This window comes from Demequina activiva (assembly GCF_016862815.1).
GTDB lineage: Bacteria > Actinomycetota > Actinomycetes > Actinomycetales > Demequinaceae > Demequina > Demequina activiva.
Genome location: NZ_BONR01000001.1, coordinates 712,888 through 736,035, shown reverse-complemented (window position 1 = coordinate 736,035; position 23,148 = coordinate 712,888). Strand labels below are relative to the sequence as shown.

General features: G+C 71.1%; 18 protein-coding genes. 6 read left to right on the top strand and 12 right to left on the bottom strand.

Going from position 1 to position 23,148, the window contains the following annotated elements:
• Window position 1 precedes the first annotated feature (1 nt).
• Both Dac01nite_RS03545 and Dac01nite_RS03540 read left to right on the top strand, forming a co-directional pair.
• On the top strand, window positions 2-229 hold the full coding sequence (locus Dac01nite_RS03545; protein WP_203653412.1) for a heavy-metal-associated domain-containing protein: 228 nt from the start codon (window positions 2-4) through the stop codon (window positions 227-229).
• Complete coding sequence (locus Dac01nite_RS03540; RefSeq protein ID WP_203653411.1) at window positions 226-2,622, top strand: heavy metal translocating P-type ATPase; 2,397 nt, start codon at window positions 226-228, stop codon at window positions 2,620-2,622. Before Dac01nite_RS03545 ends, Dac01nite_RS03540 begins: the two co-directional genes overlap by 4 nt.
• Window positions 2,623-2,651: 29 nt before the next feature.
• On the opposite strand, the gene Dac01nite_RS03535 is transcribed toward Dac01nite_RS03540, so the two are convergent.
• The 12 genes from Dac01nite_RS03535 to Dac01nite_RS03480 form a co-directional block, all read right to left on the bottom strand.
• Window positions 2,652-3,839: a PrsW family intramembrane metalloprotease gene (locus Dac01nite_RS03535; protein ID WP_203653409.1), complete on the bottom strand. Its 1,188-nt coding sequence runs from the start codon at window positions 3,837-3,839 to the stop codon at window positions 2,652-2,654.
• Window positions 3,836-4,492, bottom strand: a complete 657-nt coding sequence (locus Dac01nite_RS03530; RefSeq protein ID WP_203653407.1) for a hypothetical protein — start codon at window positions 4,490-4,492, stop codon at window positions 3,836-3,838. The genes Dac01nite_RS03535 and Dac01nite_RS03530 overlap by 4 nt, the downstream gene beginning before the upstream one ends.
• Before the next feature lie 82 nt (window positions 4,493-4,574).
• Window positions 4,575-5,798: an O-succinylhomoserine sulfhydrylase gene (metZ, locus tag Dac01nite_RS03525; RefSeq protein ID WP_203653406.1), complete on the bottom strand. Its 1,224-nt coding sequence runs from the start codon at window positions 5,796-5,798 to the stop codon at window positions 4,575-4,577.
• A gap of 148 nt (window positions 5,799-5,946) precedes the next feature.
• Entirely contained in the window at window positions 5,947-9,099 is a 3,153-nt protein-coding gene (locus tag Dac01nite_RS03520; protein ID WP_203653405.1) for a lamin tail domain-containing protein, read from the bottom strand.
• Window positions 9,100-9,378: 279 nt separating this feature from the next.
• Window positions 9,379-9,801 carry a rhodanese-like domain-containing protein gene (locus Dac01nite_RS03515; protein ID WP_203653404.1) on the bottom strand — a complete coding sequence of 141 codons (423 nt, stop codon included), beginning with the start codon at window positions 9,799-9,801 and terminating at the stop codon, window positions 9,379-9,381.
• A 90-nt stretch (window positions 9,802-9,891) separates the two neighbouring features.
• Entirely contained in the window at window positions 9,892-11,976 is a 2,085-nt protein-coding gene (locus Dac01nite_RS03510) for an FtsX-like permease family protein (protein ID WP_203653403.1), read from the bottom strand.
• Window positions 11,977-11,987: 11 nt separating this feature from the next.
• Window positions 11,988-14,006: an FtsX-like permease family protein gene (locus Dac01nite_RS03505; RefSeq protein ID WP_203653402.1), complete on the bottom strand. Its 2,019-nt coding sequence runs from the start codon at window positions 14,004-14,006 to the stop codon at window positions 11,988-11,990.
• Complete coding sequence (locus tag Dac01nite_RS03500; RefSeq protein ID WP_203653400.1) at window positions 14,003-14,779, bottom strand: ABC transporter ATP-binding protein; 777 nt, start codon at window positions 14,777-14,779, stop codon at window positions 14,003-14,005. Before Dac01nite_RS03500 ends, Dac01nite_RS03505 begins: the two co-directional genes overlap by 4 nt.
• Window positions 14,780-14,863: 84 nt before the next feature.
• Complete coding sequence (locus Dac01nite_RS03495) at window positions 14,864-16,060, bottom strand: serpin family protein (protein WP_203653399.1); 1,197 nt, start codon at window positions 16,058-16,060, stop codon at window positions 14,864-14,866.
• Window positions 16,061-16,088: 28 nt separating this feature from the next.
• Window positions 16,089-16,748, bottom strand: a complete 660-nt coding sequence (locus Dac01nite_RS03490; RefSeq protein ID WP_203653397.1) for a response regulator — start codon at window positions 16,746-16,748, stop codon at window positions 16,089-16,091.
• Window positions 16,745-17,248: a phosphoribosyltransferase gene (locus Dac01nite_RS03485; RefSeq protein WP_203653395.1), complete on the bottom strand. Its 504-nt coding sequence runs from the start codon at window positions 17,246-17,248 to the stop codon at window positions 16,745-16,747. The genes Dac01nite_RS03490 and Dac01nite_RS03485 overlap by 4 nt, the downstream gene beginning before the upstream one ends.
• A gap of 36 nt (window positions 17,249-17,284) precedes the next feature.
• Window positions 17,285-18,046 carry a sensor histidine kinase gene (locus Dac01nite_RS03480; RefSeq protein WP_203653394.1) on the bottom strand — a complete coding sequence of 254 codons (762 nt, stop codon included), beginning with the start codon at window positions 18,044-18,046 and terminating at the stop codon, window positions 17,285-17,287.
• A gap of 129 nt (window positions 18,047-18,175) precedes the next feature.
• Here Dac01nite_RS03480 and Dac01nite_RS03475 point away from each other — a divergent pair, with 129 nt between their 5' ends.
• The 4 genes from Dac01nite_RS03475 to Dac01nite_RS03460 all read left to right on the top strand — a co-directional run bounded on the left by Dac01nite_RS03475 (window position 18,176) and on the right by Dac01nite_RS03460 (window position 23,132).
• Window positions 18,176-18,607: a hypothetical protein gene (locus Dac01nite_RS03475; protein ID WP_203653393.1), complete on the top strand. Its 432-nt coding sequence runs from the start codon at window positions 18,176-18,178 to the stop codon at window positions 18,605-18,607.
• Window positions 18,608-18,719: 112 nt separating this feature from the next.
• Window positions 18,720-21,044, top strand: coding sequence for a phosphoribosylformylglycinamidine synthase subunit PurL (gene purL, locus Dac01nite_RS03470; RefSeq protein WP_203653391.1), 2,325 nt, complete (start codon window positions 18,720-18,722; stop codon window positions 21,042-21,044).
• A 71-nt stretch (window positions 21,045-21,115) separates the two neighbouring features.
• The gene (locus tag Dac01nite_RS03465) at window positions 21,116-21,562 is read left to right on the top strand and encodes a sterol carrier family protein (RefSeq protein WP_203653389.1); all 447 of its coding nucleotides are present in this window, start codon (window positions 21,116-21,118) and stop codon (window positions 21,560-21,562) included.
• A gap of 187 nt (window positions 21,563-21,749) precedes the next feature.
• Entirely contained in the window at window positions 21,750-23,132 is a 1,383-nt protein-coding gene (locus tag Dac01nite_RS03460; protein ID WP_203653387.1) for an ABC transporter substrate-binding protein, read from the top strand.
• The last annotated feature ends 16 nt before the right edge of the window (window positions 23,133-23,148 follow it).

Genomic DNA, 23,148 nt, shown 5'->3' with positions numbered 1-23,148 from the left:
CATGAGCTCCGACACCATCGATCTGACCGTCACCGGCATGACGTGCACGGGCTGCTCGGGCAAGGTCCGCAGCGCTCTTGAATCCACTCCAGGAGTCGCGCAGGCGGACGTGAGCCACGAGACCGGCCTCGCGCGCGTCACTCCTGACGGAACCGTGCCCGCCGAGGACCTCGACTTCGCCCTCGACGAGGCCGTGGAGGGCGCGGGCTACCGCGTCGCCGCATCATGACCACCCCGGCCGACCGCATCCCCCGCGTCGACGCGATCAACCTCGCCGTGTCCGGGATGACGTGCTCGAGCTGCGCGGCGTCCATCCAGGGCGGTCTTGCGAAGCTCCCCGGAGTCCAGGACGCGACCGTCAACTACGCCACCCGGCGCGCCACGGTGCGCCCCGACGGCTCGGTGGATGACGCGACGCTCGAGGCTCAGATGAGGGACGCGATCAGCGGCCTGGGCTACGAGGTGCTGACCAAGCCGCGCCCGTCAGGCGCGCCGGCTCCTTCGCCGTCGGGTCGCGCTGTGCACGACGAGCACGACATGGACGAGCACGACATGGACGAGCATGCCGCTCATCTGCAGGCGGACGCCGCTCGCATCGCGGACTACCGGCGCCGCTTCCTCGTCGCCGCGCTCCTCACCCTCCCCGTTCTGCTGATCTCGATGATCCCGGCCTGGCACTTCACCGGGTGGGAGGGCGTGGTGGCGGTGCTCGCGACCCCCGTGATCGGCTGGGCGGCCTGGCCGTTCCACCGCAGCACCCTCATGAGTGCTCGCCACGGCACCACCAACATGGACACGCTCGTCACGATCGGCACGGTCGCGGCGTGGACCTGGTCCACCGTGGTGCTGCTGGGACACGCTGCGGGCGCCATGAGCGACGGCCACATCTACTACGAGACCGGCGCCGTCATCGTGACGCTCATCCTGCTGGGCAAGTGGCTCGAGACGCGGTCCACCGCGCGGGCCGGGGACGCGATCCGCGCCCTGAGCGCGCGCCAGAGCTCGACCGCACGGCTCGAGGACGGCACCGTCATCGAGCGTGACCGCCTCGAGGTCGGCATGCGCTTCGTGGTGCGGCCCGGCGAGACCATCGCGACGGACGGCATCGTGGTCGAGGGAGGCGCCGCGGTGGACGCGAGCCTCGTGACGGGAGAGTCCGTGCCGGTGCGCGTCGAGGCGGATCAGGGCAAGGCGAGCGAGGTGGTGGGCGGCACCATCGCCACGGACGGCTCCCTGACGGTCGAGGCGACCAAGGTGGGCGAGGAGACCATGCTCGCGCAGATCGCCCGCATGGTCGACGATGCGCAGACGGGCCGCGCTCGCGTGCAGCGCCTCGCGGACCGCATCTCCCGCATCTTCGTCCCGGTGGTCATCCTGATCGCAGCCGTGACCCTCGCGGCATGGTGGCTGCTCACCGGGGACGTCAATGCCGCGTTCACCGCCGCGGTGGCCGTTCTGATCATCAGCTGCCCGTGCGCGCTGGGGCTGGCCACTCCGCTGGCGATCATGGTCGGCACCGGCCGTGGTGCGCAGCTGGGCGTGCTGGTGCGTGGTCCCGAGGCACTCGAGGACACCCGCGACGTGCAGGTCATCGTTCTCGACAAGACCGGAACCGTCACCGAGGGCCGCATGGCGCTCGTGACCGCGTCCGCGCCGGACATCGCGGCGCAGCATAGTGACGATGCGGAGGCAGCGCTCCTCGATGCGGTCGCCTCCGTCGAGGCCCGCTCCGAGCACCCCATCGCGCAGGCGATCGCCGATGCGCGCGAGGGTCGCAAACGCGTCAAGGGCTTCCGCAACGTTCCTGGCCACGGCGTCATCGCCACCGTCCAGCACGTGGGCCTCGCGGGCGAGGCGCCGGGCCCGGACGCCGCGAACGCGGACGTCCTGGTGGGCGCTCGCCGCATGTTCGACGAGGTGCCGGACGCGATCGAGCAGATCGCAGCCGAGGCGGAGTCCCAGGGCCGCACCGCGATCTTCGCGGGCCGCGTTCCCTCCGATGACGGTGGCGTAGGCACCGGCACCCTCGCGACCCGCACCCGTGCCGTCGCGGAGGCCGTCGTGGTGGTGAGCGACACGGTCAAGCCCACGAGCGCATCGGCCATCCGGTCGTTCCGGGAGCTCGGCCTCGAGGTGGTGCTGCTCACTGGCGACAACGAGCGCGCTGCGCACGCCGTCGCCGATCAAGTGGGCATCGACCGCGTCATCGCGGAGGTGCTGCCGGGCGACAAGGCGGACGTGATCCGTTCCCTCCAGGACGGCGGCACCCGCGTGGCCATGGTGGGCGATGGCATCAACGACGCTCCCGCCCTCGCCCAGGCCGATCTCGGTCTCGCGGTGGGCACCGGCACGGACGTGGCGCGAGAGGCCTCGGACCTCACCATCGTGTCCGGGGACCTGCGTGCGGCGGCCGATGCGATCGCGCTGTCCCGGCGCACGCTCGGCACCATCCGAGGGAACCTGTTCTGGGCCTTCGCGTACAACACGGCGGCGATCCCCTTGGCGGCGCTGGGGATCCTCAACCCGATGATCGCGGCTGCCGCCATGGGTGCGTCGAGCCTGTTCGTCGTGGGCAACTCGCTGCGGCTGCGAAGCTTCCGGGGGTACCGCGCGGCGGCGTGAGTGGTCGCAGCGTCAGCGGGCGTGGGGCGTCAGTCGGAGAGGCGCGCCAGCCGGGCGTCCCAGTCGGCCTGGCGGCGGTCCACGGTCGCACCCAGGATCCTCACGTCCCGCGAGTACTCGACGGTCCGCGGGGATCCCCAGCCATCCTCGTGGGCAGCGGTCAGCAGGCTCAGCTGCGCGGCCTGCAGGCGCCTGAGCGCACGCGCGGTGGCCCGGCCGCCGCGCTTGCGTGCCCAGTGCCGTGCGCGGCGCCGCGCACGCCGCGTCGCGAGGGTGGTGAAGTCACCGGGACTCACCAGATCGTCGGGGACGATGTGCGCGGCGAGTCCCGCGAAGGTCCGGCGCTCGCGCAGATGCGCCCACCGCAGCACCACGAGGAACAGCGCGAGCACCGGGATGCCCTTCACGATCGAGCTCAGCACGGCCGCGCCACTGAGAAGGGGGGAGTCGAAGAAGCCGTGAAGCGTCATCGCGAGGCCCAGGCCCCCTGCGAGCGCCGCGACCCGGCTGAGCTGGGACGTTCCTGCGTTGAAGAAGTAGCCCAGGCCCGCACCGGCGATCGCAGTGAAGGTGGCATGCGACCACAGACCGCCGATGAGCCCGCGCAGCGTGAACATGGCCCACACGGTGTCCGTGGTGCCGTCCGCGCTGAAGGCCGCGGTGTAGAGGAAGCTCTCCGAGACCTGGAATCCCAGGCCCACCACGGCGCCGTAGAACAGCCCGTCCGCGGCTGAGCGCACGCGGGCTCCTGGGATGAGCGCGAGCGCCAGCACCCCCAGGAGCTTGAGGGGCTCCTCCACCAGCGGCGCAGCGAACGAGGAGACCCAGGGGTTGTCCGCGCCCAGAGCGGAGGCCACCACGTCGTGCATGGCGGGCGCGGCGATCGCGCCCAGGCCCGGTGCGGCGAGCGCTCCCCACAGCAGTGCGCCCAGCACGGTGACGGGCGAGCGACGCTCGAACATCTCGAGCTGGTAGAGGATCACGATGAAGACCAGTCCGTACAGCAGCCACAGGATGGCGGCCAGCACGGCGGTCTCCGGGTGGTCACGCAGGGCACGCGCCACGAACGGCGTCCATCGCACCAGGCCGAACAGCGTGAGCGCCATGCCCACCCAGAACACCCACGAACGTGCGTCCATGAAGGTCGCAGTGCGGGGAATCAGCCGGGGCAGCGCGGCGATCGACACCGTGTAGGGCTGCGGCTCGCGCGTGGTCATGGCAGGCCCGGCTCGGAGGTGGTGGAGCTCTGTGGCGAGGGCGCGACCGCCATGGACTCGACGATCTCCTGTGCCCCTGGCAGCGCGCCCGCCCAGGACTCGAGCGGCGCGGCCAGCGTGCTCACCGTGTCGAGCGTCCCGTTGTCGATCACCCACGTCTGCGTGGACAGAGTCTCGCTCGTGGCAGACACAGTGAAGCCTGGGTAGCCGGACTCCGTGGTGTAGGGGACCGGATCGGTGATCACCCAGTTCGCCGTCGGGTCCTCCGCGAGCGCGGCGACCGCCTCATCGACCAGCGGCTCCAGCGAGGCGGGCCCGCTGATGGACGCGCGCACCGTCAGCGTGGCGCTGCCGCTCACCACCGTGGTCACTCCGGAGCTCTGGCTCTCGACGCTCCATCCCTCGGCCAGCGAGAGCTCGAGCGTGCCGCCCGCGGCGACCGCGTCGTCGGCGGCTGGCTCCGGGTCCCGCAGCACCCCCGCCAACGCCGGCACCGCGACCACGAAGAACAGGGCGATGGCCGCCACGATCAGGGCGCCGGGCGCCGAGTTGCGGCCGATCAGCCTCAGCGACAGCGGCAGGCGGGAGGCCACCGCGAGCTGCTGCGTGGTGGGCGCAGAGGAGTCGCGTTCCGGCGGCTCTCCTGCGCTCATGGCCGGGACGGTATCACGCGCAGGAGCACGTGGTGTGGCCCCGCGCAGACGAGCCAGAACCGCCCATTTCGCCCACCGGAACTCACACGAGCGCGAGCGCCTGATCGAGGTCCGCGCGCAGGTCCTCGACGTCCTCCAGGCCGATCGACAGGCGCACCGTGGTCTCCGAGATCCCCACCTCCGCGCGACCCTCCGGGGTCATCTTGTTGTGCGTGGTGGTGGCGGGGTGCGTCGAGATCGACTTGGCATCGCCAAGGTTGTTGGAGATGGTGAACAGGCGCAGCGCATTCATGAACCGGAAGGCCGCCGCCTGCGCCTCGGGGCCAGCCACGTCCACGCCGTCACCGACCGCGAGATCCAGCGTCACGAGCGTCCCGCCCAGCGTCATCTGCCTCACGGCGCTGTCGTGCTGCGGGTGGGAGGGCAGCAGCGGGTAGCGGGCCACGGACACCTTGGGGTGCTGCTCGAGCCACGCCGCGAGATCCATGGCGCTCGCGGCCTGATGGCGCACGCGTACCGCGAGCGTCTCGAGGCCCTTGAGCAGCACCCATGCATTGAACGGCGAAATGGTGGCTCCCATGTTGCGAACCATGAGCTTCACGGGTCCGTTGACGTACTCGTCGGAGCCCAGGATGGCGCCGCCGAGGACCCGGCCCTGGCCGTCGATGTGCTTGGTCGCCGAGTAGACCACCGCATCGGCTCCCAGCTCGAGAGGCTTCTGGCCGATGGCCGTGGCGAACACGTTGTCGACGACGAACAGCGCGCCGGCCTGCTTGCACAGTCGCGCGATGAACGGGATGTCGAGCACATCCTGCATGGGGTTGGTGGGCGACTCGATGTAGACGGCCTTGGCGGGCGTGGCGAGCGCACGCTCCCAGTCGGCGGGGTCATTTCCGTCGACGTAGTCGACCACGATGCCCCACTTCTCGAAGAAGTTCGTGAAGGTCTGCAGCGTCGAGCCGAACAGTGCCTTCGCGGCGACGAGGCGATCACCCTGGCCGAGGATCGACCCGAGCGAGACGAAGACGGCGCTCATGCCAGTAGACGTCGCGAAGCACGCCTCGGCGCCCTCGATCGCGGCCAGACGCTCCTGGAACGCCGTGACCGTGGGGTTGGCGTACCGGGAGTACATGTAGATGTCGATCTCGCCGGCGAACGCGTCTCGCGCCTGCTCGGCATCGTCGTACGCGTAGCCCTGGGTGAGGTACATCCCCTCGGACATCTCGTTCGCCTCGGAGCGGTGGATGCCGGTGTGCACCGCGAGCGTGTCGGGGCGCAGCGAGTCGGGGAGGTCCTTGTCGGTCATGGGGCCAGGGTACCGGGGGCGCGGGTGCCGGCACAGGGCCGATGCGCCCGCTGGCGGCACCCGTATGCGCACCCGACGGGGGCTCAGCGCCGACGACCGGCGGGCCGTCAGCACTGAGCCCCACTGCGGGGATGGAGCGAGCGGCGCGCTACGAGACAGGGCGGCGTGCCACGAGCAGCGCGCCGCCGGCGGAGGCCAGCAGCGCCGCCGCGAGCAGCAGGCCATCCCAGTCCGAGGCGCCCGTCTGGGCCAGGCCAGCCACCTCGCCGGCCTCGGTGACCGTGATCCCGGTCGAGCCGATGACGGTGCCGTCCGCCGCCTGCAGCTCGAGGGTGTGATCGCCTGCGGGGATGTCCGCCGGGATCGTGAAGGTGACCGAGCCGTCCGTGGCCACGGTCGCGGTGCCGATCACGGTGGGCTCGGAGTACATGACCACCACGACCTCGGCGGGCGCACAGTCAGGGTCGACGCGCACCGTGATGGTCGCGCCGGCATCGGCCGACGCGGGTGCGGTGATCGTGCACAGTGCCGGCTGGGGCTCGCCGTCAGGTCCGGTGACGGGAGTGCCGCCGCCGTTCCCGGGTCCGTCACCCGGTCCGTCGCCGGGTCCGTCACCCGGACCATCGCCCGGACCGCCCGCCACGCACGGCAGGGTGCCGGAGCGCAGCGAGAAGCCGTCCGTGTCCGCATCGTCGACGTAGAACGTGGGCACTGCGCCATCGACGCACAGGGCGCTGGCGCCGATCGCGAAGCCCTCGTTCGCCACATTGGCCATGCCGGCGGGACGCTCGTACAGTGCCGTGATCTCCCACGAGCCCTCCGTCTGAGCGAAGGTCGCGATGCGGCCGTCGCAGGCCTCGTCGCACACCACCCACAGCTGGTCGCGCTCGGCATCCCACTGCACGTCCGCCACGAGCGGGAACGACAGCGGCTCGGTGCTGAGAGTCTCGAGCAGCGTGGCTGCGCCACCGGCCTCGAGCGACACCAGGTATACCGAGGCGGTGCCCTCGACACCCACCGCGAAGGCGCTGAGCTCGGGAATCCAGGTGATGCCCTCGAGCCCGCCGTTGGCCGGCAGGGAGGACAGCGGTGCGAGCTGCGCGAGGTTCCACTCGGACGTCGCGATCAGCTCGCCCGTGCCGGTGGTCTCGAAGCGCAGCACGGACGGCCGGCTGGTCGAGCCCTGGTCGTTGTCGCGCTCGGTCGAGACGTACACCACGCCCGGCTCGCCCTCGCGCACCGTGACGCCCTCGGCGTCCACGGTGCCCGTCCCACCCGGGTAGCGCAGAATGCGTCCCGCCTCCCAGCCGGGAGCGATCGACCAGGTGCCTGAGGCATCGGCCGTGAGGCGATAGAGCAGACCGTCGCCGTTCTGCACCGCCCACAGGTCGCCGGTGGCGGGGTCATAGTCGATGCCGCTCATGTCGCCCGCGAACCAGTCCTCGCCGTCGAGCGCGGCCACGTCCACGCCGCCCGGCCAGGCCGATGCGCGCACGTAGCCCGCACAGTCGTTGAGCTCCCCGGGGGTGGCGGAGACGGTGGTCTCGAACTCTCCCGTGCCATCGGGGCAGCGCCCGTAGCTGGTGGCGGCGTGAGAGTCCCAGCCGTAGGAGTCGATGACGGTCTCGCCGTCCGTCGCGAACAGTCGAGCGCTGTCGCCGCCGCCCAGGCCGAAGCCCAGGTCGTCGACCAGCAGCAGTCCACCCGCTGCGATCGTGGTGCCGGCGGGGATCGCGTACACGTGCGCGTCGTCATCGTCCTTGACGATCAGCCCCGACGCGTTCACCGTTGCAGCACCGATGTTGATGATCTCGACCCAGTCCGGGCCGGCTCCCGCATCCGAGGACTCGATCTCGTTGAGGCGCAGCGGGGTCGAGCACTCGTTGGCAGCGCCCTTGGTCGAGGCGGTCGCGTCGCGCCAGTCGCCCGTTCCGTCAGGGCAGCGTGCCCAGCTGACCAGCGCGTGCGTGGCCCACGTGTGCTTCGCCTGCAGCGTGCCCTCGAGGTCGTACAGGCGGAACGTGTCGCCATTGCCCAGCCCGAAGGTGAAGCCCTGGGGGTAGGTGGCGGATTCCTGGTCGATCACGAGCAGGCCTCCGGCCGGCACCACGGACCCGGACGGGACCACGTCCGTGCGGCTGTCGTCATTGTCCTTGATCGCCCACCCGGAGATGTCGATGGGGGTGTCGGTGAGGTTCGCGACCTCGACCCAGTCGGTGTCGTCGCCGTTGGACTCGACCTCATTGATCGCGAGGTCGCCAGACAGCTCTGCCGGCTCCTCGACAGGGGGCTGGGAGTCTCCCGAGCAGTCATTGGCAGCGCCAGGCGTGGCCGCGCCCGTCGTCGTGAAGTCGCCGGTCCCGTCAGGGCAGCGACCCCAGGTCGGAGCGGTGTGCTGGTCCGCAGGCCAGGTGGTCGCGTCGAATGGCTCCACCGCGGCCGCCAGGCCGCCCACCTCGGTCAGCGCCGTGCCGGGTGCGAACAGTCGTGCCGAGTCGCCCTTGCCCAGGCCGAAGCTGAAGTGCACGTCGGAGACCAGGTGCACATAGCCGCCGGCCGGGACCTCGCCGATGCCGGTGGCCACCCAGGCGTCCTCGTCCTTGCTGTCCATGACCACCACGCCGTCGAAGGACACGGGCACGGACGCGGTGTTGACCACCTCGATGAAGTCCGCAGAGTCGCCCGTCGACTGCGTCTCGTTGATCCGGAACGCCTCCGCGGCAGTCACCGGCGCGGGACAGATGTTCACGGCGCCGGGAGACGGCTCGTCGAGCAGCGTGAACCCCCCGGTGGCATCGGGGCAGCGGCCCCAGCTCGGCTCGGCGTGGTGGCCTAGCCAGGTGGTCGAGTCGAAGGGCACCGCCTGGGGGTCGAGCACCAGCTCGTCCTCCGCGGTGACCGTCGTGGCGGTGCCGGGTGCGAACAGGCGGGCGGAGTCGCCATTGCCCAGTCCGAAGTCGAAGTGGCCGTCGGGGAAGTCGACCGCGTCGTACTCGGTGAGGACCAGGTACCCGCCCGCGGCGATCTCGGTGCCGCCGGGAATCGCGTACACGTGGTCGTCGTCCGCGTCGGCGAACAGCACCCCGGACGCGTCGACCGGCAGGTCCGCGGTGTTGTGGATCTCGACCCAGTCGGCTCCGCCCATGACGTCGACGGTGGACCTCGAGGACGCCTCGTTGATCACCAGCGCGTCCTGTGGCGCCGCCGTGTCGATGGCTGACGCGGGAGCCGCGGCGGCGAGTCCCACCGCGCTGATCCCCACGAGTGTCGCGAGCGCGACTGCTGACCGGGCCTGAGGCATCTGTTCATCCTTCGTCGAATGGTGAGTGGACCATCGGCGAACGTATCGATACCAGGCGAATTCCAGGTGGCGGCACGGTGTACGGCGGATGTCGAAGAATGGCTGGAAAAGCGCAGAATGCTGCACCAATCAGCGCGAGAATCGGTCGAGAGATGCGGCCGCGATCACATCGATTCGACGAGTGCCCACCTAGCAGGCAGGATCCAGAAGAATCGCGGTGAGGATGCTCATTTGTGGGGCGGACTTTGGTGGGCGGCGCTCGATCACGGAGCCCTAGCCCTAGCCCTGGCGCCAGGGCAGCCCGTGCGCCTTCCAGCCCACCTCGCCGCGGTGACCGGCGGCGCCCACCGGACCCTCGAAGCCCTCGAGCACGTTGTACGAGGGCCCGATGCCAGCATCCGTCGCCGCGACTGCCGCGCCGATCGAGCGCTGTCCGGAACGGCACAGGAAGATCACGGGCTCGTCGGTGCCGGGCTCGATCCCGCCGTCCTTGAGCTGGCTCACGAACTGGAAGTTGCGCTCTCCGTCGGGGTAGGACACCCATTCGATGAACAAGGTCTCGTGGTCCGTGGACGAGGTGTCCGGGACGCCCACGAAGCGCCACTCGGCCTCGGTTCGCACGTCCACGAGCCGCGCGTTGGGGTTCGAGGTGAGGATGTCCCATGCCTCCTGCGGCGTGATGTCTCCGGCGTAGTTGCTCACGTGCGGGTCCTTCCATACGGCCGATGCGGGCGCCGGGCAGGCGCCGATGCGCGCCAGTCTAGGTGCGAGCCGCGTGCGCCGCCCACGCGGTCAGCGCACGCGCGCCGCCTCCACCGGCGACACCGTGCGCGCCGTCATGGCTGCGACCGCGCTCGCGGCCGTGATCGGCACGAGCGCCAGGACAGCGACGATCGCGACGGACATCACGGTGAGTCCGGTGGCCGCGGCCCATTCCGCGAGGTCTCGTCCCTGCTGCTCCGTCATCACGAGGTGAGCCAGTGACACCAGCGCCCACCCGGCAGTCGAGCCGAGCACGATGCCGCAGACCATGGGCAACGCCGTCTCCGCGGCGGCGGCGCGACGAGCGTCCGAGCCGGACAGCCCCAGCGCCGCATGAACGGCGTCGTCCGCACGGCTCGCGCGGCGGGCACTCGCCGTGACCATGCTCGCCACCAGGCAGGCGAGGGCAAGGACCATGACGATGCCGAGCGCCGCCGGCGCCTCAGGAACGGAGCGCTCGACGGCGGACGCCAGGAGCTCGTCGCCAGCGTCGTCGAGCGCGGCCTCGCGCCACTGCGCCATGGTGTCGAACACGCCGTAGCTCTGACCCGCGGTGGCCGCGCCGGCCGCAAACGCCATGATCGAGGCGGCGGTCGCCCACGACCGCCCCCGCGACGTCGCGTGGGAGGACAGCGCCAGGGCCCAGGGGCGCCCTGATCGGGCGAGCGCGTCCGCGGCGCGCGGGACCAGGCGCCGGTTCGCCTCGACGATGTCCGCGATCAGGACCACGGCGAACGAGACGGCACCGCAGACCGCCAGATAGCGCCCGGCGTTGGGGATGCGATACGCATCGAGTGCGAGACCGGCCCCGACGAGCGCGAGCGTCACAGCGCTGATCCACACCAGCCACCGCGCGGACATGCTGCGCGATACCTGGGCGCTGCTCACCGGAGTCACCGGCTTGAGCGCCGCCGCGGGGCTCACTCGCGACGACCAGAACGCGGGGACCACCGCGCAGATCGCCGCGAGCACCATGCCCAGCACGGCCACGATGCCCAGCACCGCCAGCGGCAGCGCGGGAGCGTCCGGCAAGGTCACCCCGGGTTCGGTGGCACGCTCCCAGGCCAGCACGCCGAGCACGACCGCCCAGCCGATGACCAGCCCGAGGGCCACCGCGACCGCGCCCAGGACGAGCGTCTCGAGGACGCTGGCCACGACGATCGTGCTGCGGCGCGCTCCGAGCACGCGGGCCGTGGCGGTCCATTCCACACGGACCTGCGCCTGGCTGCGGCCCATGGCGAACGTCGCGCCGAGCAGTGCGAGCGCCACGAGCGCAGACGCGGCGAGCGCGCCCACACCCCAGCCCTGCATGACGAACGGGTCGAACAGCGGCACGGTGTCGTCCTGCCACGCCGCGGACCAGGCGACGTCCATGAGCGGCTCCATCGACGGAGCCCCGTCCTGCCAGCCCACGTCCACCATGGTGAGCTGTGTCGGCTCGCCCGCCCCGTTCTCGAACGTCCACGCCGGGGTCTGGGACCAGTACTCGAGGGAGTCCTCCCACGTGAGGTGGCCGGCCGCCGACCAGCTCCAGAACGGCCCGTCCACGGACGGCGCGGACAGTCCGCTGACGCGGACCTGTCGCGCCAGCACCGCCGTCGGGTCCTCGTAGCGCGTGATCGCGACCACGTCGCCCACGCCCACGTCCAGATCCTCCGCCACCGAGCTGCTCAGAACGATCTCGCCGTCGACCGGGCCCTCGCCTGCGATCAGCACCGTCGCCCAGTCATGCAGTGGGTACTGCGCGGAGAGTCCTGCGTCAGCATCCACCGCTCGAGAGCCGTCCTCGCTCTGGATGCGCAGGACCGTGTGGTGCACTGCACGGGCGCTGTAGCCATCCTCGAGCGCCGCATCGACCATGCTCTCGAGCTCGCCAGGGGCGAGCGTGCCGGGCTCGTCGTCACGCTCCTCCTCCATCGGGGGTGCGCCCTGCGACCACCACGACACGGACGTCGCGTAGTCCTCGGCCAGGAACGAGCGGTCGGCGACGATCTCGTCCGTCCTCCATTGTGTGGCTGCGGCGATGAAGGCCGCGGAGGCGATGGCCAGCGAGAGCGTGAGCAGGGCACCTGTCCACACCAGCGCGCTTCGCTGCGCCCGCACCTGTTCCCTCATCAGCGTGACGATCATCGGACACCCTCCCGGTCCGCAGTCCGGAGCTCATCGACGGGGGAGCGCGCTGACATCGAGCGGCTGAACGTCGCCGCCGCCACGACCGCTGCTGCGACCGTTCCCGTGGCGACCACGAGCATCCACACCCACGGCACAGCCGCGAGGTCGGCGCCCAGATGCCAGAGGATCTCGGTCAGATCGAAGGGCGCCCCTGCTTCGAGCAGGAACACGTTGGTGGTGGTGACGGAGACGATCACGCCCACGACAGCACCGGCGACGGCCGATGCGCCGGCGAGCACGGTGGCCTCCCACACCGGGGCGGCGCGCAGGTCGGCAGGGCGGGCGCCCAGCGCAGCGAAGGTCGCCAGCTCGCGGCGACGCATCCGCACCGAGGTGGCCGTGGTGCTCACGATCATCACCACGCCCACTCCGAGGCCGATCACCGCCAGTGCGACGCCGACGCCGTCGAAGGTCGTGAAGCTCTCGCCGCTGTCGGGATCCAGGCTCCATACGGTAGACGGCGGGAAGTACTCGTCGGCGACGGTGAACACGTCCATCCCGGCGGGCTGGCCGGCGGCGGGGAACAGCATCGCTCCGCTGGTGGGCGCCGGTCCCCACGTCTCTGCCGCCCACTCCCGGGCGGTCTGATCCAGCTCGAGGGACGTCCCGATGCGGTACACGGGCGTCTCGTCGGTGGCCTCGGAGTACGTGAACTCGATCGTGGCGCCCTCCTCGGCAGGGAACCCCTCCGGATCCGTCTGCCAGTGCGTGCCGCTGAGGATGACGCCGTCCATCAGGCCCAGCGTGCGCAGCGCGCTGGGCGCGACGGTGTCCATCGCCTCGGCATCGACGGCGAGCAGCACCTCCTGCTCGGTGCCCGTGGAGCAGGTCTCGGCGTAGCACGAGGTGTACTCGTACGGCTCGTCGAACAGCAGCGAGAAGGGCACCACGTCGACGCGAGGATCGGCCTCCAGAGCGGCGAGCGCCTCCGCGTCGAGGGCCTGCGTCGCGAAGCCCGCGGGCTGGGTCTGCGCGCCGAACACGTCGACCGAGAACAGGTAGCCGTCCGCAGACGCCTCCCGCGTCGCGGCATCGATGGCCTGGGAGTGACCCAGGCCGGCAAGCGAGAGCGCGACCAGGCCGGACACGATCGCGGCGAGCGTCACCACGCGGGTCCGGGTCGCCGATCGGCGCGCGAGCCCGTCCGCCGCGATGGAACCCGCACCTGCCGCGCCCCCACGCCCCAGCAGGAGTGCCGAGCCGCGGACGAGTCGCTCAGCGATTCGCCGTGCCATCGCGCCTGCGACCCAGAGCGTCCCCACGATGGCGATGGTCATGGCGATGTTCTTGGTCACCATGAGCCAGCCCGGGTTCGCAAGAGTCTCGATCGCCCACGGGTCGAGCGGCACGAAGCGGTTGACCGCGGCGACCCCCAGCCCCAGCAGGTACGCGCCCCACCATGCCAGGCGAGCCCCTCTCACCCAGCCGGGCCGTTCGCCGGGGACGTCGTCGTCCGCAGCGACGACCGCGTCGGCCGCGTCCGGGGTGCCGCGGGTGACCGCAGCCATGGCCAGCACATGCACCAGCACGCTCGTCGCCGTCGCGATCACGGCCACGCCCACGTAGGCCACGAGCGTGGTCTGCGACAGCACACCGGTCCACGGTGCCTCGGACTCGTCGTACGTGAACTGCGAGACGATCGCCGAGGCGACGGCCGCGACTGCGGCGGCGATCGCACCTGACCTGAGGCCGCTGCGCGCCGCCTGCGAGACCATCGTGGAACGCGTCTGACCCAGAGCGAGCCGCGTCGCGATCTCGTGGCGTCGCGGCGCAAGGCCCAACCGCAGGAACAGCCATGCGATCACGCCCGCGATCAGGAACAGGGGAATCGTGTAGACGGCGAGGAAGATGAGGTCGAAGTAGCCGGGGATGCGCTGTCCGTACGCCCATGCGGCCTCGACCCACAACGGACCGGAGAGTGACGTCGCCAGTGCCGCTGCCAGGCCGATCGTGATCCGCGCTGCCCACCTCATCGCTCCACCCCCGCCAGTGCGTCGAGTCCCGCGAGCACCGAGTCCGGTGACGGGTCCGTGATGTGTCCCTCGACGCGGCCGTTCGCGAACAGCAGCACGCGACCCGCGTAGGACGCCGCAGTCGGATCGTGCGTCACCATCACCACGGACTGACCGAGCTCGCGGCAGCTCACGCGCAGGTGGGAGAGGATCTCCGCGCTGGCGTGGGTGTCCAGATTGCCGGTGGGCTCGTCCGCGAGCACCACGCGCGGCCGGGTGATCAGCGCGCGGGCGATGGCGACCCGTTGCTGCTGACCACCCGACATCTCGAAGGGCTTGCGGTCCAGCTCGCGGTCGATGCCCAGCATGTCCACCAGGCCCGCGAACCACTCGTCGTCCCGGCGGAGTCCGTTGAGTCGCAGCGGCAGCTGGATGTTGTCGCGCCCGCTCATGGTCTGGATGAGGTTGAAGCCCTGGAAGACGAACCCCACCACGCGGCCGCGCACCTTCGCGAGCTGCTTGTCGCTCAGTGCTGCGAGGTTGTCGTCGCCGATCCACACCTCGCCGGAGTCCGGCCTATCCAGCCCGGCGAGCAGGTGCACCAGCGTGGTCTTGCCTGAGCCGGAGGGCCCCATCACCGCGGTGAGAACGCCCCCTGGGATGTCGAGGTCCACGTGGTCGACGGCGGTGACGGCGGCGTCGCCGGAGCCGTAGGTCTTGGTGAGCCCCCGGGCCGTGAGCGCGACGGGTGCCGACGCGTGGGTGCCAACCTCGGGGGCGGTGATATCAGCCATACCAGGCACGCTAGAGCCGAGGCAGGGGCAGGCGCATCGGACTGGGGTGTGGTCTTCGCGTGATACCCGGGTATGAGTCTCGCCTCACGGAGACGGGTCGAGCACCTGTCCCACGAACAGCGCCGCGCCGGTGTCGACGTCCCGGATCACGTAGAGGAAAGGCTGGTCCGCTCGCACGTCCAGCCACTCGAGAGGCGCGCCCGTGAGCGCGATGCCGATGCCGGTGACAGCCGCCGCCTCCGTGCCCTTCTCGTCCACGATCACGCTGGTGGCGTGGATCGCGTCCGCGATCTGGAGATGATCGCCGATGCCGTCGAGGCCATCCGTGTCGAAGAGGCCCTCGACCCCGAGCGCGTCCGCCATCACGTCCCGGAGGGCGACGGTGGAGGCTGCCTCGAAGCGCGGAAGTCTCACCGTGCAGCCGGAGTGCAGCCACGACAGGTCGAGCTCCTCCATCAGTGCCGTGCCCATGCGGTCCCGCATCTGCTCGAAGCGCCCGGACTCGGGCACGATGACCACCATCTCGAGCTGTCCGCCCGCATACGCCAGCGCGGCGGCCACGCCTCCGTCGATCTCCGCGACGCCCGCGGCGGTTGCCGTCGCATCCATGAGGGGCACGTCCACCTGGGAGCCGTCGAGCCGCGTGAAGGGCTCGTCCTCCGTGTCCTCCGGCAGGAGCTCGTCGCGCCAGGTCGCCGTCATCGCCAGCGCGTTCAGCAGCACCAGCCGTGACGCCTCGGAGAACGACTCCGCCGCGAACAGGTCGCGAACGAGGCCCTGCGTGTGCTCGTCGACCCAGGCGTTCATGCGCTCCGCCGCCGCGCCGGGCTCGGTCCGCAGGGGCACGGACTCCGCGCCCGCGCCGAACCACGTCGCCAGCACCTCGCGGTACTCGGGTCGAGGCTCGTCCCCTGCGTCGGTGAAGACCCTGTTCGCCACGACCACGGTGGGCGGCTCGACGGCCTCGCCGGTCGCCGGGTCCGCGCTCGCGGCGTCCGGTGCGGTCGACAGCCGCTGCTGGTAGGCGTTGAACGCCGCCAGCCGCTCCCGTCCCGACGCCGGAAGCCCGAACCCCGCCGCGATGGCGACGGCGAGCTGCCCGCTCGCCCCGGCATCGGCCATCCCGAACGCGAGCCCTATCGAGGCGGGCGACACCACGGTGTTGTCCGTGCCGGACGCGCACGCGCGGAAGATCGCGTAGCCCGCCTCGTCGATGCCGCGCGCCAGTGAGGGCACGAGCTCGGAGCACGGCTGAGGTCGCTCGGCAGGAGGGCTGGTCATGCCGTCAGCCAAGCGCATCGCACTGACATCAGCCCTGCGGGCGCACCAGCCCCGCCTCGAAGGCCATGACCACGGCCTGAACGCGGTCCCGGGCGCCCATCTTGGCGAGCACCCGGCCCACATGGGTCTTGACCGTCGGCTCGGCCAGGAACAGCTCTGCGCAGATCTCCTGGTTGGACCGCCCGCGCGCCATGAGGGTGAGCACCTCGCGCTCGCGGTCCGTGAGCTGCGCCAGAGCGTGCGCATCGGCGGGCTCTGCGTCCAGCGTCGCCACCTTCGCGAGCAGGCGCCGCGTGGACGATGGCGCGATCACCGCGTCGCCAGAGAAGACCGTGCGGATCGCGGCGAGCAGGTCCTCAGGCGGCGCATCCTTGAGCAGGAAGCCGCTCGCGCCCGCCTTGATCGCGGACAGCACGTACTCATCCAGGTCGAACGTGGTGAGGATGACCACTCGCGTGGGAAGCGCATCGGCGATGGCGCGGCATGCCTCGATCCCGTCGGTGCCCGGCATGCGCACGTCCATGAGCACCACGTCGGCGGGCTCGCGAAGCGCTGTGAGCGTCTCCACCGCGGCGGCGCCGTCCCCGGCCTCCGCGACCACCTCCATGTCCGCCTGCGAGTCCACGACCATGCGGAAGCCCGCACGGATCAGCTGCTGGTCGTCGACCAGCGCGACGCGGATGGTCATCCCTGCTCCGGGTGGGCCGCGCCCGAAGTCACGGGCGGCAGTGCGGACCAGGGGAAGGTGATCCACTGGTCGGTGCGCTTCCACACGTAGTCGGGCTCGATGATGGATCGCGGCTTCGCGTAGAGCACGGCGGTGCGCACCTCCCCGGCGTGCTGAGCCATGAGGTCCTTCACCAGCGCGAGCGTCTCGCCCGTGTCCGCGACGTCGTCCGCGATCAGCACGCGCAGTCCGGACATCGCATCCGTGTCCAGCAGGGGCGGCAGCAGCACGGGGGCAGGCAGCCGCTCATCGATGCCCGTGTAGAACTCCACGTTCAGGGTCCCCACGCCCTTGGTGCCCAGTGCGTAGGCCAGCGCGCCACCCACCGGAAGCCCGCCGCGTGCGACGGCCACCACCACCTCGGGCTCGTACCCGGAGTCGACCACCATCTGCGCGATCTCGCGCGACGCGTCGCCGTAGCCCTGCCAGGTGAGGATCTCGCGCTCATCGGTGCCGGTCATGGGCGCCAGTATGCCCGGTCGCGCGCCGGGGCGACGTCAGGAGGATCGCGGCAGCGTCGCGCGCACCAGGTAGCCGCCGCCCGCGCGGGGCCCGGCGCTCAGCGTGCCGCCAAAGACGGTCGCGCGCTCGCGCATGCCCGCGAGCCCCTGGCCGTTGCCGTCGTCGCGCGCGGCGGCTCCCCGGCCGTCGTCCGAGACCGTCAGCACCAGCGCGCCGTCCTCCCACGTGAGCTGCACGAAGGCGCGCGGTGCGGGCCCGGCGTGCTTCAGCACGTTGGTGAGCGCCTCCTGCGCGATCCGGTACAGCGCGAGGCCAGCGCCGATGGGCAGCGGCCGCGGGGTGCCGGTGGTCACGAAGCTCACGTCCAGGCCGCCGTCGCGCGTGGCCGCCACCAACGCCGGGATGTCCTCGATGCTGGGCTGCGGGCCCAGCGCGGCCTCGTCGTCGGCGTCACGCAGCAGTCCCAGGAGCGCGCGCATCTCGCCCAGCGCGGAGCGGCCCACCTCGCTGATGGTGCCCAAGGCCCGGGTCGCGGCCTCGGGGTCCTCGGCGGCGGCGAAGCGCCCGCCGTCGGCCTGCGCGACCACCACGGACAGGGTGTGGGCCACGACGTCGTGCATCTCGCGCGCGATGCGAGCGCGCTCCGCGGCGGCGGCCAGGGCACGCTCCGCCTCCGTGTCGCGCGCGAGCTGCTGCTCGAGCGACGCGATCTGCGCGTGCGCGCGCTGGAGGCGCACGCCCAGCACGGCGCCCAGTCCCACGGCGCATGCGGCGATGACGAGCCCGGCCCATTCCATGCGCTCACCCTAGAGCCGTGGTGCTCCGTCGCAACGAGGGCGACATGTCTGATTCGTCACGAGGGGTTCACAACAGCGCGCTTGTGCGTTGTCATGGAAACGGACGAATCGGCCGATAGGACTGACGTGATGGCACACGCGAGCGGCGACGATCGCAAGGACGGCGTGCTCTCGACCCTTGCCCAGGGTCTCGAGCGAGGCGCCGATGCCTTCACCCCGGCCCGCGACGAGGACGCTCCCGCAGACCTGCCGGGCCGGCGCCGTGGCGAGCACCTCGCCCCGGCCGCCGCGCCCTCCACCGTGGCCGCGGCCGTGCTCATCGACTGCGGCACGTCGCGCCGCGACGGCTTCACGCACGTGCTCTGGGTGTCGCCATCGGTGGAGTCCGTGCTGGGCTCCGCCGCGGCTGAGCGCATCGGCGAGATCGTGGGCAGCGTCGACGGCATCACGGCGTACGACTGGGAGGGACTGGACCACCTCCATGTGCGCGCCGCCGGCATGGACCACACGGACGTGCTGCGCGCCGCTCGCGCGGCGGTCGAGGCGCACAGGGCCCGCTGACGCCCCTGCCGCCGCGACGTCGGCTGACGGCCGATGCGCGGGCCCGGTGGCCGTCACGCGCGCGGGTAGTCTGTGCCACGTACGCCCGGCCGCCTCGCTTCCAAGGGATCTCATGACCGACGCACCCGCTCCGCAGCTCGACCCCGCGCAGAACCTGGACACCGTGGATGCTGCCGCAGCCACCCCCGATCAGGAGATGCCGTTCGCGGAGCTGGGGCTCAAGCCGGACGAGTACCAGCGCATCGTCGACCTGCTGGGCCGTCGCCCCACCGCCGCCGAGCTCGCGATGTACTCCGTGATGTGGTCCGAGCACTGCAGCTACAAGTCCTCGAAGATCCACCTCAAGCAGTTCGGCGAGAAGACCACCGAGGCCATGAAGGAGCGCCTCATGGTGGGCATGGGCGAGAACGCCGGCGTGGTGGACATCGGCGACGGCTGGGCCGTGACGTTCAAGATCGAGTCCCACAATCACCCGTCCTACGTGGAGCCCATGCAGGGCGCCGCGACGGGTGTGGGCGGCATCGTCCGCGACATCCTCGCGATGGGCGCGCGCCCGGTGGCGGGCATGGACGAGCTGCGCTTCGGCGCCATCGATCACCCCGACACGGCGCGCGTGGTGCACGGCGTGGTCGAGGGCGTGGGCAGCTACGGCAACTCGCTGGGCCTGCCCAACATCGGCGGTGGCTCGCTCTTCGACCCCAGCTATCAGGGCAACCCGCTGGTGAACGCCCTGTGCGTGGGCGTGATGAGGCACGAGGACATCCACCTGGCCAGCGCGGAGGGCGTGGGCAACAAGGTGGTGCTGTTCGGCGCACGCACGGGAGGCGACGGCATCGGCGGCGCGAGCATCCTGGCGTCCGAGACCTTCGAGGACGGCGTGCCCGCCAAGCGGCCGTCCGTCCAGGTGGGCGACCCGTTCATGGAGAAGGTGCTCATCGAGTGCTGCCTCGAGCTGTTCCGTGCGGACGTGGTGCAGGGCATCCAGGACCTGGGCGCTGCGGGCATCTCGTGCGCGACCTCCGAGCTGGCCTCGAACGGCTCCGGGGGGATGCACGTCTGGCTCGACGACGTGCTGCTGCGCGATCCCACGCTGAACGCCGGTGAGATCCTCATGTCCGAGTCGCAGGAGCGCATGATGGCGGTGGTGACGCCGGACAAGCTCGATGAGTTCATGGAGATCGCCGCCAAGTGGGACGTCGAGTCCTCCGTGGTGGGCGAGGTCAACGACTCCGGCCGCCTCACGATCGACCACCACGGCCAGCGCATCGTCGACGTCGACCCGCGCACCGTCGCGCACGAGGGCCCCACCTACGACCGCCCCTACGCGCGCCCGGCATGGATGGACACGCTGCAGGCCGATGCGTTCTCGGCCCAGCTCCCCGCCTCGGGCGACGCTCTGCGCGACGCCGTGGTCGAGCTGATGGCGAGCCCCAACCTCGCGGACCGCTCATGGATCACTGACCGCTACGACCGCTACGTCCAGGGCAACACCGCGCTGGCCCGCCCGGACACGGTGGGCGTGGTGCGCGTGGACGAGTCCTCGGGTCGCGGCGTCGCGATCGCCACGCGCAGCAACGACCGCTACACCAAGCTCGATCCCTACAACGGCGCCCGCCACGCGGTGGTCGCCGCCTACCGGGCTGTCGCGCTCGCCGGCGCCGTCCCCACGGCCATCACCGACGGTCTCAACTTCGGCTCGCCCGAGGACCCGGACGCGATGTGGCAGTTCGTCGAGGCGATCCGCGGGCTGGCAGATGTGTGCGCGGAGCTGGGCGTGCCGGTCACCGGTGGCAACGTCTCGCTGTACAACGGCACCGGCGAGCCGGGGCGGATCGACTCGTCGATCAACCCCAATGCCATCGTCGGCATGCTGGGCATCCTCGACACCGTCGAGCGCGTCACCCCGTCCGGCTGGCGCAAGGGCGGCCAGCTGCTCTACCTGTTGGGCACCACCGGCGCGGACCTGAACGGCTCCCGCTACGCCGAGCTGTCCGGCCACCTGGGCGGGCTGCCGCCGGCCGTCGACATCGAGGCCGAGAAGGTGCTGGCCGAGGTCATGGTCTCCGCGAGCCGCGACGGCCTCATCGACGCCGCGCGCGAGGTGAGCGAGGGCGGCCTGGCCGCAGCGATCGCCCAGGGCGCGCTGCGCTACGGGGTGGGAGCGCGCATCGTCCTGGACGAGATCATCGAGCGCGACGGCGTCGACGCCGCGACCGCGCTGCTGTCCGAGACCCAGGGACGGGTGCTGGTGGCCCTGCCCCGCGATGAGGAGACCCGCCTGGTGGCGATGCTCGAGGCTCGAGGCGTGCCCGCGATCCGCCTGGGAGTCACCGAGGACGGCGACGACGCGGTCCTGGACGTGCAGGACCAGTTCACCCTGCGGCTGTCCGAGCTGCGCGAGGCCTGGGCAGCGCCGGTCCGTGCGCACTTCGCCTGAGCCTGACCGCGCCACGGCAGGCCACCTCCCGCAGGAAGGGGCGAGGCGCGCGACTGTGCGACGCTGAGAGCATGACTGCAGCCAAGTCGCCCCGCCGCCGCATCGACCCTGCCGCCGGACGCGCAGCCCTGAGGAACTGGCGCGCGAGCACCCGCGAGGCGGACCTGCATCAGCCCGGCGTCGCGATCGCCCAGGATGCAGCGCCCACCGTGGACCGTGCGACCCTGGCGACCGCCGTCCGCTTCAGCCTCGAGGAGCTGGCCTCGCGCGCGCCCGGCGGAGCGCTCGAGGTGCGCGTGCCACCGTTCGGCGCGACCCAGTGCATCGAGGGTCCCTCCCACCGGCGCGGCACCCCGCCAGCCGTGGTCGAGATGAGCGCGGTGGTGTGGCTGGGACTCGTGACCGGACGCGTGGCGTGGGCCGATGCGGTGGCGGCCGGGGAGGTCGACGCATCGGGCGAGCGCAGCGACCTCTCCGCGCACCTCCCGTTCACGGACCAGGTCGACGCGGGTCTGTGAGACGTTTTGTCACGATTCTGTGACGGTATGGCTTTGAGATCGCATGGGGCCCGTGGCCTGCCTAGGGTGGTAGTGCAAGCGCTGACACGGACGTCCGCGAACCCCGCGGCTGCGAAGTGCGGTGCTGCGCTCCGGTGCGATGGCACCCCGCGCCGGGGCACGACTCAAGGAAAGAGGAGTGTTGCGCATGAGGAGAAGGTGGATTGGACCGGCAGCGGCGATCGCAGCCGCTGGCCTGGTACTGGCCGGCTGTTCGTCTGACGGCGACGGGGGATCCGAGCCCGATGGCTCGGACACCGCGATCGAGGGCGACGGCGGGGAGATGCCCGAGGGCTGCGAGGACTTCGCGGACTACGGCATGCACGAGGGCGCCGAGGTCGAGCTCTACGGAACGATCTCCGGCGTCGAGGCTGAGCAGCTCACGGAGTCGATCGTCCCGTTCGAGGACTGCACGGGCATCGACGTGACCTACAACGGCTCCGACGAGTTCGAGACCGAGATCAACATTCGCGTCGAGGGCGGCAACGCCCCTGACCTGGCGATCATCCCGCAGCCCGGTCTGCTGCAGCGCGTGGTCGGCACCGGCGCCGTTGTCGCGGCCCCCGAGGCCGTCGCAGCGAACGTCGACGAGTTCTGGTCCGAGGACTGGAAGAACTACGGCACCGTGGGCACCACGTTCTACGCGGCGCCGCTGATGGCTTCCGTCAAGGGCTGGGTCTGGTACTCGCCCACGGAGTTCGAGGAGAACGGCTACGAGGTCCCGACCACGTGGGACGAGATGCTCGAGCTCACCGCCACCATGGCGGAGAACGGTGGCTCCGGAGCCAACTACAAGCCCTGGTGCATCGGCTTCGAGTCCGGCACCGCGACGGGCTGGTCCGGAACCGACTGGATCGAGGACCTGGTCCTGCGCCAGCACGGACCCGAGGCATACGACCAGTGGGTCGCGGGCGACCTCGACTTCACGTCGCCCGAGATCACCGAGTCCTTCGAGTCGTTCGGCGAGATCGCGCTGAACGCGGACTACGTCAACGGCGGCCTGGGTGACTCGGCGTCGATCGTGGAGACGGCGTTCCAGGAGGCCGGCCTGCAGATCCTCGAGGGATCCTGCTCGCTGCACCACCAGGCGTCCTTCTACGAGGCGCAGTGGCCCGAGGGCACCATGGTGGCCGAGGATGGCGACATCTGGGCCTTCCTGACCCCGAACATCGCTGAGGGCGACGCCGAGGCCGTCACCGGCGGTGGCGAGTTCGTCGCGGCGTTCAACGAGGAGGAGCCCACCCAGGCCCTCCAGGCGTACCTGTCCTCGGACACGTGGGCCAACGAGCGCGTCTCCATCGGCGGCGTGATCTCCGCGAACAAGGGTCTCGACCCGGCCAACGCGTCCAGCCCCATCGGACAGGCCTCGATCGAGATCCTCCAGGGCGAGGACACCATCTTCCGCTTCGACGCATCTGACCTGATGCCCGCGGAGGTGGGCGCCTCGGCGTTCTGGACCGGCATGAACGACTACGTGAGCGGAACCTCGCTCGACACCGTTCTGTCGAACATCGAGAATGCCTGGCCCTGATCCCAGGTGAGTGACG